15 protein-coding genes are annotated in these 13,276 nt (G+C 58.7%); 10 read left to right on the forward strand and 5 right to left on the reverse strand.

The window, feature by feature from the left end; genetic code table 11:
• Positions 1 to 21 precede the first annotated feature (21 nt).
• On the forward strand, positions 22 to 984 hold the full coding sequence (locus FHT77_RS17775; protein ID WP_210280949.1) for an NADP-dependent oxidoreductase: 963 nt from the start codon (positions 22 to 24) through the stop codon (positions 982 to 984).
• A 390-nt stretch (positions 985 to 1,374) separates the two neighbouring features.
• Here the strand turns inward: FHT77_RS17775 and FHT77_RS17780 are convergent, their stop codons facing one another.
• A complete protein-coding gene (locus FHT77_RS17780) occupies positions 1,375 to 1,902 on the reverse strand; it encodes a YkgB family protein (RefSeq protein WP_183756262.1) in 528 nt (175 codons plus the stop codon).
• A gap of 215 nt (positions 1,903 to 2,117) precedes the next feature.
• Between FHT77_RS17780 and FHT77_RS17785 the strand changes: the two genes are divergently transcribed.
• Positions 2,118 to 2,687 carry a TetR/AcrR family transcriptional regulator gene (locus FHT77_RS17785; RefSeq protein ID WP_183756263.1) on the forward strand — a complete coding sequence of 190 codons (570 nt, stop codon included), beginning with the start codon at positions 2,118 to 2,120 and terminating at the stop codon, positions 2,685 to 2,687.
• A gap of 74 nt (positions 2,688 to 2,761) precedes the next feature.
• Here the strand turns inward: FHT77_RS17785 and FHT77_RS17790 are convergent, their stop codons facing one another.
• Entirely contained in the window at positions 2,762 to 3,979 is a 1,218-nt protein-coding gene (locus tag FHT77_RS17790) for an NADH:flavin oxidoreductase/NADH oxidase family protein (RefSeq protein ID WP_183756264.1), read from the reverse strand.
• A gap of 112 nt (positions 3,980 to 4,091) precedes the next feature.
• Positions 4,092 to 4,532 carry a VOC family protein gene (locus tag FHT77_RS17795; protein WP_183756265.1) on the reverse strand — a complete coding sequence of 147 codons (441 nt, stop codon included), beginning with the start codon at positions 4,530 to 4,532 and terminating at the stop codon, positions 4,092 to 4,094.
• A 197-nt stretch (positions 4,533 to 4,729) separates the two neighbouring features.
• Here FHT77_RS17795 and FHT77_RS17800 point away from each other — a divergent pair, with 197 nt between their 5' ends.
• Positions 4,730 to 5,191: a MarR family winged helix-turn-helix transcriptional regulator gene (locus tag FHT77_RS17800; RefSeq protein ID WP_183756266.1), complete on the forward strand. Its 462-nt coding sequence runs from the start codon at positions 4,730 to 4,732 to the stop codon at positions 5,189 to 5,191.
• An 18-nt stretch (positions 5,192 to 5,209) separates the two neighbouring features.
• On the opposite strand, the gene FHT77_RS17805 is transcribed toward FHT77_RS17800, so the two are convergent.
• Complete coding sequence (locus FHT77_RS17805; RefSeq protein ID WP_183756267.1) at positions 5,210 to 5,374, reverse strand: hypothetical protein; 165 nt, start codon at positions 5,372 to 5,374, stop codon at positions 5,210 to 5,212.
• A 259-nt stretch (positions 5,375 to 5,633) separates the two neighbouring features.
• On the opposite strand from FHT77_RS17805, the gene FHT77_RS17810 reads away from it, so the two are divergent.
• The 5 genes from FHT77_RS17810 (at position 5,634) to FHT77_RS17830 (ending at position 9,390) form a co-directional block, all read left to right on the forward strand.
• Positions 5,634 to 6,029: a cupin domain-containing protein gene (locus tag FHT77_RS17810; RefSeq protein WP_183756268.1), complete on the forward strand. Its 396-nt coding sequence runs from the start codon at positions 5,634 to 5,636 to the stop codon at positions 6,027 to 6,029.
• 23 nt (positions 6,030 to 6,052) lie between these two features.
• Positions 6,053 to 7,372 carry an epoxide hydrolase family protein gene (locus FHT77_RS17815; protein WP_183756269.1) on the forward strand — a complete coding sequence of 440 codons (1,320 nt, stop codon included), beginning with the start codon at positions 6,053 to 6,055 and terminating at the stop codon, positions 7,370 to 7,372.
• A gap of 331 nt (positions 7,373 to 7,703) precedes the next feature.
• Positions 7,704 to 8,108, forward strand: coding sequence for a response regulator (locus FHT77_RS17820; RefSeq protein ID WP_183756270.1), 405 nt, complete (start codon positions 7,704 to 7,706; stop codon positions 8,106 to 8,108).
• 450 nt (positions 8,109 to 8,558) lie between these two features.
• Positions 8,559 to 8,918, forward strand: a complete 360-nt coding sequence (locus FHT77_RS17825; RefSeq protein WP_016554338.1) for an ArsR/SmtB family transcription factor — start codon at positions 8,559 to 8,561, stop codon at positions 8,916 to 8,918.
• Positions 8,899 to 9,390 carry an SRPBCC family protein gene (locus FHT77_RS17830; protein ID WP_183756271.1) on the forward strand — a complete coding sequence of 164 codons (492 nt, stop codon included), beginning with the start codon at positions 8,899 to 8,901 and terminating at the stop codon, positions 9,388 to 9,390. The genes FHT77_RS17825 and FHT77_RS17830 overlap by 20 nt, the downstream gene beginning before the upstream one ends.
• A 386-nt stretch (positions 9,391 to 9,776) precedes the next feature.
• Here FHT77_RS17830 and FHT77_RS17835 read toward each other — a convergent pair whose 3' ends face one another.
• A complete protein-coding gene (locus FHT77_RS17835; protein WP_183756272.1) occupies positions 9,777 to 10,478 on the reverse strand; it encodes a GntR family transcriptional regulator in 702 nt (233 codons plus the stop codon).
• A 121-nt stretch (positions 10,479 to 10,599) separates the two neighbouring features.
• On the opposite strand from FHT77_RS17835, the gene FHT77_RS17840 reads away from it, so the two are divergent.
• Both FHT77_RS17840 and FHT77_RS17845 read left to right on the forward strand, forming a co-directional pair.
• On the forward strand, positions 10,600 to 12,114 hold the full coding sequence (locus FHT77_RS17840; RefSeq protein WP_183756273.1) for an aldehyde dehydrogenase family protein: 1,515 nt from the start codon (positions 10,600 to 10,602) through the stop codon (positions 12,112 to 12,114).
• Between the two features lie 153 nt (positions 12,115 to 12,267).
• Positions 12,268 to 13,218, forward strand: coding sequence for a substrate-binding domain-containing protein (locus tag FHT77_RS17845; protein ID WP_183756274.1), 951 nt, complete (start codon positions 12,268 to 12,270; stop codon positions 13,216 to 13,218).
• Positions 13,219 to 13,276 lie beyond the last annotated feature (58 nt).

A 13,276-nucleotide genomic window follows, 5' to 3' on the forward strand; every position in this document is an offset into this window, starting at 1 on the left:
CGCAACGAGAGGACAGCCCAGATGTCAGATGGCCAGCAGCGCTTTTCGGGAGCAGTATGGTGCATTCACGAATTCGGCACGCCCGATGTGATGAAGCTGGAAGAAGTGGAGGTGTCTACGCCCGAAACGGACGAGGTGATCGTGAGGGTACATGCTGCGGGCGTCGGACCATGGGACGGATGGATTCGCTCTGGCAACAGTGCGCTTCCCCAGCCCCTCCCTCTCATTCTTGGCTCCGATATATCCGGGGCGATCGTCGCCGTCGGACGCGGCGTCGATCACTTGCAAATCGGCGATCAGGTCTACGGCGTGACGAACAAGCGTTTCTGCGGCGGGTATGCGCAATATGCAGTTGCCAAAGCCTCCATGCTCGACAAGAAGCCGGCATCGATCGCCCACGTGGCTGCAGCGTCGCTGCCAGTTATCGCTGTTACGGCGTGGCAAGCGTTGTTCGACCAAGCCGGTCTGGTGCAAGGTCAGACGGTATTGATCCATGGGGCGGGGGGAAACGTCGGAGCCTTTGCCGTCCAGTTCGCCAAACACGCTGGACTGAACTCGATCTGCACAGCTTCGTCGGAGGACATCGAGCGGGTTCGCTCATTGGGAGCAGGGCGCGTAATCGACTACACGGCAACACGCTTCGAGGAGGAGGTCCACGATGTAGATGCCGTGATGGATTTTGTGGGCGGAGAATCCCAAACGCGGTCGTTCAATGTGCTGAAACGCAGCGGAGCGTTGATTTCGGCCGTGTCCATGCCGGACCAGGCTCTCGCGGAACGACATGGTGTGACAGCGAGGTTCTTTCTGGTCGATGTTTCCACCGAGAGCCTCCGGCGGATCTCTACCCTCATTGACGAAAACGCCCTCGAGGTAAACGTCGGCGTTAAAGTTCCATTCGAGCAAGCACGGGATGCCCATCTTATGCTTGAAGGGCAACTCCCTCGACCCAAAGGCAAGATCGTGCTCGTAGTCGATCCAACGTGAGCGCGAGGAGTGCCCCGAGCCAATGGAGGCCATCCGCAATGCATGGTGGGCAGTGTGTCGAGAGACGACGTAGGCGATCTTGGCGCATTCGGCCAGAACGAGAAGTCTTGCGGGCTGCGTTGTGACACCAGTTCGGTCGCAGCGATGAAGGTGCGGATCGATCCGTGGTTCATCGCGAACCCGAGGAGGAAGCCCAGCGCTCCAATCAATCCGAAAATCGCCCACGTCTCAAAGAGCGCGCCAATGCCGTGGGACAAGTCGTTCACGGCACCAATCCTCCATACCATCAGTAAAGAAGATCGCGGTGGCACAATGGCGCGCATTTCACGTTTATTGAATGGCGACGCCCCGAAAAGGGCGCTCGCTTCAAAGGCTGGTATTCAAAGCTCGTCAGGTTCGCTTGAACCGGATTGCGATAAGGGAATCCATCGCAATCCAGAGCGACAGTGCTAGAAGACCGACGTCCTTGAGAAGGAACTGGCCTGGCGCGACCGAGATCGCGGGGAACCCGAGTTCCGGGACGACCACGCCCGGGGTTGTAATCATGAAACTGATAGTGGTGACGAACAGGCCAGATGACAGCACGCCTCCAACCAGCGAGTAAACCGGGCTGACAAGCCTCGCGGCTATAAGTGCTCCAATGCTGATTTCGAGTACGCCGAGGAAGCTCGAAAAACCTCGCACACTCAGGATTGAGTACATCCAGCTTACCAGCGGGTTGTTGCTGACCAGATCCACAAGGCCTTGCGCCTCGTAGGCGGTGAATTTCATGCCGCCGAACCAAGCGTATATGACAGTGATCGCTACATAAAGGCCCGCTGTCGTCGCCGTACGCCCGTAAGTCTCTGCTAAATGCTGGATGCTTTCGATGCGCTTCGATTTCGGCTGAATGCCGATGTGTTGAATGATTTCGGTCATTTTCTTCTCCCATTAGTTGATGATAGCGCCGAGTTTTCGACTCGCTCGAGTTTAACGATACCAATCTGTATCGTTCTGAGATAAATACTACCGATTTGTATCGGCAACAAATCACGAATCCGCGACTGGCGGGCGCCTGGAACGCGGCAACGGTATTGCGTCGGCTTCCACGAACGACTATTTAACGATACAGATTAGTTGTGAAAGGTAGGGCAATGCGGCGGTCGGAGATCAAGAACCATTTGCTGGAGACCGCTCTGCGGCTTTTCAATGAGTATGGATACCACGCGACTGGCATCGACTTGATTGTCTCGGAAAGCGGCGTCGCTAAAACCACCCTTTACCGGCACTTCGAAACAAAGGAGGAGCTGATCGTCGCGGCACTGGAGCGGCGCGACGAAGCAGATCGTCGTGAGATGCGCGAGTTCGTGGAAACGCGCGCAAAGGATCCCGTCGAGCGAATTCTGTCGACGTTCGACTTTCTGGAACAATGGTTCAAGGACAAAGAGTTTAGAGGTTGCGGCTTTATGGCTGCTGCGGGAGAACACAAGGACATCGCCGATCCCGTGTTTCGAGCTGCGGAGATGCACAAGCGTCTGTCACTCGCATACTTCGAGGAGCTCGCTCACGCGGCGCGATTCCGCGACCCTCGGCGTGTGGCGGACGAAATCAACCTTCTCCAGGAAGGAGCAACGGCCGTAGCCCAAATTACTCGCTCGGTGGAGCCTGCCCGCCAGGCGAAGCGGATGGCAACGGCGCTTACCGCGACGATAGAGCGCCGTTAGCCAGTACTCAGGAGCCGCGGCACATCGAGAGCGGGTGGTCGGTGATGGGGCGGCGTGAGCCCGATGTAGTCGGGTTAGCTTGTTCTAGCTGCATTTTCGAAATGAGCCGACCACTGTTCCGTTCGCGCTTCGTCGCGGGCTTTGTAGGCCTGGATTGCCCGTTCGAGGCCAAGGAAATCAGATGTTTCCGTGTTGGTGCCGATCTCAGCCAGCCGCATTGTGTACCATGCTGTAACCCCACCCTCCGGGGCATCCGAAAACCGTGGAAAGGCTGGCTCCGATTTCTTTTGTTCTTTCCAGAGATTGGGCAGCGAAGGTTCGAGGACGAGAGCACGCGCGAGACCGACCATATCAACTGCACCGCTCGCCACGGCGTCTTCGGCCTGCGCGCGCGTCTTGAAGCCTCCTGTCAGCATAAGAGGCTTCGTCGTCATAGCGCGCGCACGTTTTGCGAATTCGAGGAAATAGGGTCCACGCCCGGACCTGTCGGAAGCGGACTTGGCTCCAGGAAAGTAGGTCCCACCGCTGATGTCGATCAGGTCGATCGAGGTTCGGTCCAACGCCGCCACGACCTTGAGCGCGTCTTCCTCGTCAAATCCTCCCTCCAGTTCGTCAGAAGAATTGAGCTTAACGGCAATCGGGAAGCTCGGTCCGACAGCGGCGCGGGTTGCATCGATGGCTTCCAGCAAGAGCCGCATACGGCTGGCGATCGCGCCCCCGTACCCGTCCGTCCGCTTGTTAAACAGAGGCGAAAGAAACTGACTGAGCAAAAACCCATGTGCCGCGTGAATTTGCACACCTCCAAAACCAGCCTCCTGCGCCAACCGGGCTGTGGTCGCAAATTGTGAGGGCAGTTGACCTATTTCCTCGGATGTTATTTCCACGCAACGCAGTCCCGGCAGGTCGAAAGCAGTCGGGCCCTTGGGTTTGCTGGTCGGTGCGTAGGCAAGCGCTCCTGCGTGGCCGAGCTGTAGCCACAAGCTTGTGCCGTTTTCGCTGCCATGAAGGGCAAGTTTCCGGAACCGTTCAAGGTCCGACGCTTCGTTAAGTACCAGGTTGCCAGGGTTCTCGGCGTAGCCGGAGGTGAGCTGCACTTCGCCGATTATCGAGACGGCCAACCCGCCTTCGGCCCAGCGTTGATATAGCCGCGTCTGCGCAGCGGTCGGATGGCCGGTTCCGTCTCCTAAGGAGTCCGACATCGCGGATTTCGCAATTCGATTGTTCAGTGTCAAACCGCAAGGCAGCGGAAGCGGCTCGAACAGAGGTCCATTCGTTTGCGATAGAGGATCCACGACAAATTACTCCGGCGTTTATTAGTTATCGACGAAAACGAGTTGCACAACAACTTCGGTGCTGCGCTTTTGCTGGGAGGCGTAACTCCTACGCCTCCCGTCGTGCCAGCAATCAGAGCTCGTCCGGTCCTGCGCGGTAGACGAGAAACTTATTGCCCTCAGGATCACGGAAATAGGCACAGTAAGGGTCGGCGCCATTCTCGCCTCGCGGACCGGGAGCACCTTCGTCTTGGCCACCGAGTGCCAAGGCTGCCGCGTGGACTTCCTCAACCTGGGCGCGGGAACGGGCCTCGAAAGCCACCATGCCACCGTTGCCGACAGTCGCTGGTTGTCCGTCAAACGGCTTGATGACGCCGAACTCAAGGGTCCTGTGGCCGTAATAGACGGCACGACCAGGCTGGACCAGAACGCGCCCGATGCCGAACACGGAAAGCAGTTTGTCGTAGAATGAAGAAGCGGTTTCCAGATCGTTTGTGCCAACGGTCGAATGGCTTGGCAAGCCGCGCACTCTGTCCGTTTCGACGGCCGTTTTACTCTTTGCAGTGTCGTTCATTTCAGTTCTTCCTTTCACTCTTGGTCGAATGGCTGCATCTTTTGCGGCCGATGGCTCCAAGGCATCGACGATCCTCCGAACCGGAAGAGACCAGGTCATTTTTGTCTGCCTTGGAGGGTTCAGCATCCATGCTCAGGTTGAAGATATGTTGCGTATACACTACATAAGTTACCTCTCGAGTTTGTGGAGGTTGAACGATGGATGATCGAATTGATCCCGAGTCGTATATCGTTGGCGAAGTCGTATCCGGATGCCTGATGACCAGGGCCAGGCGCATCTCCAGGGTGGTAACAAACATCTATGACCAGGAACTGCGGAACCATGGCCTGACCGCATCCCAGTTCTCCATGCTCATCATGATTGCAAAACTGGGAGGTGCCAGCCGCTCCGAAATCGGCCGTGCAAATTTCCAAGACCGGACGACGTTGACGCGCAGCCTCGCACCGCTCCTCAAGGAAGGCTGGATCGAGGAGCTTCCGACTGAGGGCGGCCGCAGCCGTCCGGTCGTCATTTCCTCTGCCGGGAAGAAGCTTCTCAGCGAGGCGGCTCCCGCTTGGCGCGAGGCGCAGCGCCAAGCAACCGCTCTTGTTGGCAACAATGGTGCAGAAGCAATCATTGACATAGCCGAAAACCTTCCAAGGGAGGACGAACCGACATGAGGCCGCTTGTGGCGCGCCCTAATTCGCGGCGTGGATTTCCGCCACGACCACGCGGCGGAGCGTGATATCGGGGGTAAGGTCAATGTAACCGATCTCGGTGGGGTTGTCCGCGGAAGCAGCGCCGGCTCCGACGGTAGCGGTGAGCGCGACCGAGTAAAAGAGTGGTATAGAGCGTTTCAGCATCTCAAGGCTCCTTATTGTATGGGGTGGACGCCAAGCCAATTTCGATGTGTCCGTTATGATGCATATGCAACATAATATCAACATCGCAGGAACCTCCGCAGCGGACGATTTTGTATTGGATTGTATCCAAACGTGCGCCGGACGACGCTTCATTACATTTCAGTCGCCTCGAAAAACAAACCGGATACCGAATGGCCTGATTTTGGATTGCAAGCACGGTGCAGTCGCACGAGCTCATTATCAACCAAGGAGCAATCCAATGAACGCACGACGTATCGTTTCCGCGGCTCTGGTTATCGCCGCTTTCGCCTTCCAGACTGCAAGAGCCGATCAGCCTGAAATTCGACGGACGGACTTGGTAAAGGAGGATATCAGCATTTCCGGCAAGGAAGCCGTGCAGGTGCGCGTCGACTTTGATCCAGGCGCATTCGTGGTAAACCACCGGCACCCTGGCGAGGAGGTCGCCTACGTTCTTAAGGGAACACTCGAGTACAAGCTTGAGGGAAGGGAAGCCGTCACACTCAAGGCCGGGCAATCCCTGTTCATCCCGGATGGTGTTGCCCATTCCGCTCGAAACGTGGGGGATGGCAAGGCGTCGGAGCTGGCGACTTACATCGTCAGCCGGAATGCTAAGCTCGTTGAACCTGTGAAGTAATTCACCAGAAGGGAGGAAATGTCATGACCCTGATCGCAAAAACCGCTGCCACGGATCTGTCTCGCCGCGCTCTCTTGTTTGCGGGAACGGCTGCCGCTCTGTCCACTGCGATTTTACCGTCGTTTGCCAATGCGACGGAGCCCAGAATGGCCAAAGCAGGTTCCACAGGTGAAATACGACCGTTCAAGGCTGAGGTTCCGGAATCTGCGCTACTCGATTTGCGGCGGCGGCTTGCGGCAACGCGCTGGCCGGACGGGCAAACTGTCACCGACCGCTCCCAGGGCGTTCCGCCGACCAGACTGCGGGAACTCGTCGAATATTGGCAGACCGATTACGATTGGCGGGACGCCGAGACTAGGTTGAACGCATTCCCGCAATTTCTGACTGAAATCGACGGGCTTGATATCCACTTCATTCACGTTCGGTCCAAGCATCAGAACGCTTTGCCGTTGATCATGACACATGGCTGGCCAGGTTCGGTTTTCGAACTCCTCAATGTCATTGGACCGTTGACCGATCCGACTATGCACGGCGGCAAGGCCGAAGACGCCTTCCATCTCGTGCTGCCGTCCATCCCCGGTTTCGGTTTTTCGGAAAAGCCGAGCGTGACCGGATGGAACCCGCAGCGCATCGCGGGCGCATGGGACGTGCTCATGAGGCGTCTCGGTTATAACAGCTACGTCTCCCAAGGCGGTGATTGGGGAGCAATTATCTCCGATGCGCTTGGTCGCCAGGCTCCTGAGGGCCTCCTCGGCATTCACGTCAATCGCATCGAACGGGCAACAACGTTCCCACCGGACGCTGCCCAGGCATTGAAGAGCGGTGCTCCAGCGCCGGCTGCTCTTTCTACCGACGAGAAAAAGATTTTCGGCGAAGCAAGGGACTTCCTGAACAACGGCTTCGGGTACGCGGCGATCATGAACACCCGTCCGGAGACCGTCGGTTACGGCATAGCCGACTCGCCAGTTGGGCTTGCTGCCTGGTTATACGACAAGATCGCCGACTGGGTATTCACCCGCGGTGAGCCAGAAAAAGCGCTGTCAAAGGACGCGATCCTCGACAATATCACCTTGTACTGGCTGACCAACACGGGGCCGTCCAGCGGCAAAATCTATTGGGAGAACACGGTCTCAGGCGCAAAGCTTACAGCTATCCAGGTGCCTACTGGCGTGACCATCTTTCCCGGAGAGGTGTACAGGCCGCCGAAGGAGTGGCTGGTCAGGGCGTATCCGAAGCTGATCTACTACAACCGAGCCTCCAGGGGAGGTCATTTCGCGGCGTGGGAAGAACCCAACCTGTTCAGCCAGGAGATCAGGGCGGCATTTATTAGCCTGCGATCTTGAAGTGGGCGCCAAACTGCGCCGCGCTCTCGGGCGACATTTATCGCTTCCTTGACTAACCTCGTTGCGATCCCCTTCTACGCAAAAGCGGATTTCAGCGGGAAGGGGACATCGTGCATTCCGTAGCTCAACAGCTCTTAGATCTATCCGGTGACATGCTTTCAGATGTCATGCCATTCGATCCCAGACTACCGACATGCGCTTCATCTCGCATTAGTGTTCGTCGCATCCTCACACAACCAACCGCCGTTCCGTTCCGGTAAGCAACAACCCTTGGAACAAGCCTGGGGCGACAAGGGTTAATCCTTCGATAGGACAGTTCGGAGAAGACACCATGTCGTTCAATGTACTAATCGTCGAAGACCAACCGCTCGTGGCGCTCAACCTGCAGGACACGATAGAGGAACTCGGACATCGTCCTGTTGGGATCGCGAGCAACATGTATCAGGCACTCATGCTTGCCACCGACGCGGACATGGCGCTCGTGGACGTGAATCTCGAGGATGGCCCTACTGGACCCATTGTCGGGCGGACATTGGTGGAGGCCGACGTGACGGTGCTTTTCATGACCAGTGATCCGGGTGCGCTTCGAGGCGGAGTGCCAGGGGCGCTGGGAGTGATCCAGAAGCCGATTTTGGATTTGGAACTCGTGGAAGCGATCCAGTATGTCGCCGATCGGCGAGCTGGTCGAACGGACATCCCGCCACCGAAGAGTCTAGTCGAGTTTGATGCGGTCTGACGACAATCGGGAGTCCGCAGACCGGCTTGCGCCCGGATGGAAGTAGTTACCTTCATGGAGGCCTCCGGCCTACCGGTATTGTCGGGCATCGTTGAGCCATCAAGCATTGATCTCTCGGAGCCTTGCCAGTCAATGCGGTCGGCGACATGAGAACTTTACAGGCCTTTATCTCTTCGAAGCCGCCGACGTAGCAGTCCGTTTTGGGCTGAAGCTGATTGCCTTCTGGAGGCAACGTCGACCTTACCTGACGGCCGACGCCTCCCACTATCTGCCGATCCGGGCCGGATGTCATTTTGGCGAGTTCCGGCGCGAAGCAGTCGAGACGGGCTTCCGTGGATCGGCGCTGCATCGCGCAAACGCCAGCGTCTGTCGCTCCTCGCAATTCATCACCTGAAGACCAACCTCGATCCCCTTGCTCGAAACCGACCCGCGTGATATAAACTGAACTAGATGGTTCAGTTTTCAGCTAGCCTTGACACCTGCTTTGCCGCACTCTCGGACGCCACCCGACGCGGCGTTCTGGAACAGCTTGGAAGTGCGGATGCTTCGATCACGGAGCTTGCAAAGAAGTTTCACATGACCCTCACCGGCATGAAGAAGCACGTCGGCGTCTTGGAGCAGGCGGGGCTTGTGACAACGGAGAAGGTCGGCCGCGTGCGGACCTGCAGGCTCGGCCCGCTCGGGCTCGAGGAGGGGGCGGCGTGGATTGAAGCGCGCCGCCAGATCTGGAACGCACGCTTCGACGCGTTGGATGAAGTCGTCGAGACCCTGAAACGGAAGGAGAGAATCGATGGGCTACAGAGCGAGTAACGACCGCACCGGGGTCGAACGGAGGTCCGAGCGCGAACTTGTCGTGACGCGCACCTTCAACGGTCCGGTTCGCCTTGTGTTCGACGCGTGGACCAAACCCGAGTTGTTCAAACTGTGGTGGGCGCCGAAGTCGTGCGGCGTGCCCATGCTTTCGTGCGAGATGGATGTGCGCACCGGAGGCAGCTATCGCGTCACGTTCGGACATGATGCCTCGGACTCCATGGCCTTCTTCGGCAAGTATCTGGAAGTGTTACCACCGTCGCGTCTCGTCTGGACCAATGACGAAAGCGACACCGCTGCCGTCACGACTGTGACCTTCGAGGAAAAGGGTGGTGGAACGCTGCTAGTCCTGCAAGAACTGTATCCCTCGAAAGAAGCGCTCGACGAGGCTTTCGTCGGCATGGAAGACGCGATGCCAGAGCAGTTCGCGCAGTTGGATGAACTTCTCATCTCCCTTGGCGCCAGCGTCTAACAGTGCCGCCCTTCAACTCGATCGGCCATGTCATCAAAACGGCACGAAGTAGGGAGCCGGTGCAGTGGGACTGCCTGATGACGTCGGCTGCTCAGCGCGACGTTTGATTTCCGATTCCCGCAGATTGCGGACATAAGTGTGGACTATTGCAAAGTTAGAAGAGGCTTCAAAGCGTCGAGCAGGGCCTTCGGATACGTCGCCGCATGAGGAAAACGGATGGCGTACAAGAACGAGGCAGACTGCCAACGCTTCCTTGAACGGCTCCGCCACGCGGTCTCCAGGAATAGCTATCGATCGCGACAGCCGCGCAACGACTCGCTGATGCAACGTCCGCTTCCTCCGCTCCCCACAACTCACCCCGCACAGCGCGTAACCGCTGCGCCGCATCATTCGAAAAGGTCGGGATGATCCGCTTCTATTTGCGGTAGGTCTGACAGGATGCCGTTGAGATGCGCGCACATCGCGGATGCCGCAGCATCGGCGTCGCGACTGTCGATGGCGGTGATGATGGCCTCATGCTCGGCGATCAGCCGCATCATGGAATCGGGGTGGCGAAGCTGGAGATTGCAGACGCGATCCATATGGGCCTTGATGTCGGCAATCGCATTCCAGGCAAGGCTGCAGCCCGCGCCTTCCGCGATTGCGATATGAAACTGCTCGTCCTCGCGTCGGAATGCGTTGTGGTCATGGGCCTCCATGGCAGCTCTCTGCCGGGCAAGAATGGTGTCGATCCGGCGTCGCGTCCAAGTATCGAAGCTATCGCTGGCGCGACGGACAACGGCGGTCTCAAGCGCCTCGCGGACGAAGCGCGCCTCCATCATCTGCCGCGCCGAGATCCTGACGACCACAGTGCCCCTGTTCGGGCGCACATCGACCAGCTTTGATTTTCCGAGCGCGATGAGGGCCTCTCGCACGGGTTGGCGCGAGACGCCCATGCGTGTGGCGATATCCTGTTCCGACAACCGCGCGCCCGGGGCTAATTCGAGCTTGATGATCGCCTCCCGCAGGTCGCGTTCCACCTGTGCCGCTGCGGTTTCGCCGGTCTCAATCTTCAAGGATTCGAGGTTCATGTCTTTCGTCGCCGTCATGCGTTGACATCCAATTTAAACCACCATACAGTACCATACAATTCAAACGCAACATAAATCCGGTGGTCTGAAACCGGGTAAAAAGGGAGGGCCGGCACGATGTGTCGGCTTTAAGGGAAACGTGCTGTCCAATTTCATTGCGCCTGATTCCAGTGATCCGCGGCTCAACATTAAATCCCGCTACCAGATGCTTGTCGATGGCAAGTCGGTGGATGCCGCATCGGGTCGTACGATTGACCGCGTCAGCCCGGGGCATGCGGGTGTCGTGGTCGGTACATGGCCGGAAGCTTCGGCTGACGATGTGCGCTTGGCGGTTGCGGCGGCTCGCCGTGCCTTCGACACTGGTCAGTGGCCGCGCATGTCGGGCGCGGAGCGCTCGCGCCTGATGTTCAAGGTGGCCGACCTGATCCTCAAGCATCAGGAAGAGCTCGCTTTGGCCGAAAGCCTTGAGGTCGGCAAGCCGATCGCCCAAGCGCGCGGTGAAATCGGGTTCTGCGCCGATCTCTGGTCCTACGCCGCCGGCCAGGCGCGCGCGCTTGAAGGACAGGCGCACAACAATATCGGCGACGATCGCTTGGGTCTGGTGCTGCGCGAAGCTGTCGGCGTCGTCGGCATCATCACGCCCTGGAACTTCCCCTTCATCATCGCTTCCGAGCGCGTGCCGTGGGCAATTGGCGCAGGATGCACCGTTGTCCTCAAGCCGTCGGAGTTCACCTCGGGAACGTCGATCCGCATGGCGGAACTGGCGCGCGAGGCCGGTATTCCCGATGGCGTCTTCAACGTCGTTACCGGCTACGGCGACCCGGCCGGCCAGGTGCTCGCCGAAGACCCCGGCGTCGACATGGTTGCCTTCACCGGCTCCGTGCGTGTCGGGACCAAGCTTGGCGAGATCGCCGCGCGCAGCGTCAAGCGCGTCGGGTTGGAGCTCGGCGGCAAGGGGCCGCAGATCGTCTTTGCCGATGCGGACCTCGAGGCTGCCGCCGATGGCATCGCTTACGGCGTCTATCACAATGGCGGGCAGTGCTGCATATCGGGCAGCCGGCTGCTGGTTCAGGAAGGGATCCGCGACGCGTTGATGGAGCGCCTGCTCGATATTTCGCGCAAGGTGACTTTCGGCGATCCCTTGAACGATCGCACGAAGATCGGGGCGATGATATCAGAAGCGCATGTCGGCAAGGTTCATTCCTATGTGGAAGCCGGCATCGCATCCGGTGCCGAATTGTTGCTCGGCGGTGAGCGCGTCGGCAAGGAGACCGGCATTTATTACGCCCCTACCGTGTTTGCTGGTGTGAAGCCTGAGATGTCGATCGCCCGCGAGGAGATCTTCGGACCGGTGCTTTCGACCTTGACCTTCAAGACCGCTGACGAAGCCGTAGCACTGGCCAATGCCAGCGAGTTCGGCCTTTCCGCGTCGGTCTGGTCCACCAATCTCGAAAACGCCATGCAGAGCATCCGCCGCATCCGCGCCGGCCGTTGCTGGATCAACAGCGTCATCGACGGCACGCCTGAACTGCCGATCGGCGGCTACAAGAAAAGCGGCCTCGGCCGCGAACTCGGCCGCTATGGCTTCGATGAATATTCCCAGTTCAAGGGCGTGCACGTGACGTTCGGGCGACCGGCGCCGTGGTTCGGCTGACGGGGAGATAAAGGGATAGGGCGTTTCCGCTTTTGGGAGAAGGCGGGACGTCCGGGAGGAAAATCTCGGCCGGCGTGATCTTTGGTCGGAGCCCGCCAGCCGAGACTTGGGTCTTTCGACCCCGCATTGCACATCCAAAGGGAGGATACGCAAATGAAATTGACCAGGTTGAAAACCGCAGCACTCGCCGCGGGTATCGCCACGATGATGACATCTACGGCATTGGCCGCCGACGTCAAGGCAACGATGATCATCTATCTCGATCCGAGTGTCCAGTTCTTCAACCCCGTGGTGAAGGGCGCGAAGGATGCGGCGGCACAGTTCGGCGTCGATCTCGACGTGCAATACGCAAACAACGATCCGGTTCGCCAGAACGACCTGATCGAGAGCGCCACGGCAGCAGGCGTCGATGGCATCGCTGTCGCCATCTCTTCGTCGGATGCCTTCGACGAAAGCATCTGCGCGGCCGTGAAGGCCGGCATCGTCGTCATCGGTTTCAACAATGACGACCTCGAAGGCGCGAAGGGCAATTGCCGCCAGGCCTATGTCGGCATGAACGAGTTCTCTTCCGGCTACGAGCTCGGCAACCGGATGATCAAGGAATTCGGCTTGAAGTCCGGCGACGTCGTTTTCAATCCGCGTGAAATTCCCGAGGCGAGCTTCGCGGTCGCGCGTGGCGGCGGAATCGAGAAGGCGATGAAGGAAAGCGGCATCAAGGTCGAGACGGTTCGCGCCGGTCTCGATCCAGCCGAGGCGCAGAATATCATGGCGCAGTTCCTGATCGCCAATCCCGGCGTCAAGGCGCTGTTCGGAACGGGCTCTGTCACCTCGACGGTCGGTGCCGGTGCCATCAAGGACGCTGGCGTGAAGATCCCGTTCGGCGGCTTCGATCTGGCAGTCGAGATCGTTAATGCGGTTGAATCCGGCGCGATGTTCGCGACCATGGACCAGCAACCCTACCTTCAGGGCTACTACCCGATCGCCCAGATCGCGCTCTCGAAGAAGTACGGGCTGACGCCGACGGATGTCGACACCGGCCAGGGCGCCTTCCTCGACAAGTCGCGCATCAGCTCGGTCAAGCCGCTGATCGGCAGCTTCCGCTAAACGCGTTTCGTGGGAGCCTGCCGGTGATGCCGGCAGGTTCTCCGTCTTCAATCGATCG

Origin of the sequence: Rhizobium sp. BK181 (assembly GCF_014193305.1) — a bacterium.
GTDB lineage: Bacteria > Pseudomonadota > Alphaproteobacteria > Rhizobiales > Rhizobiaceae > Rhizobium.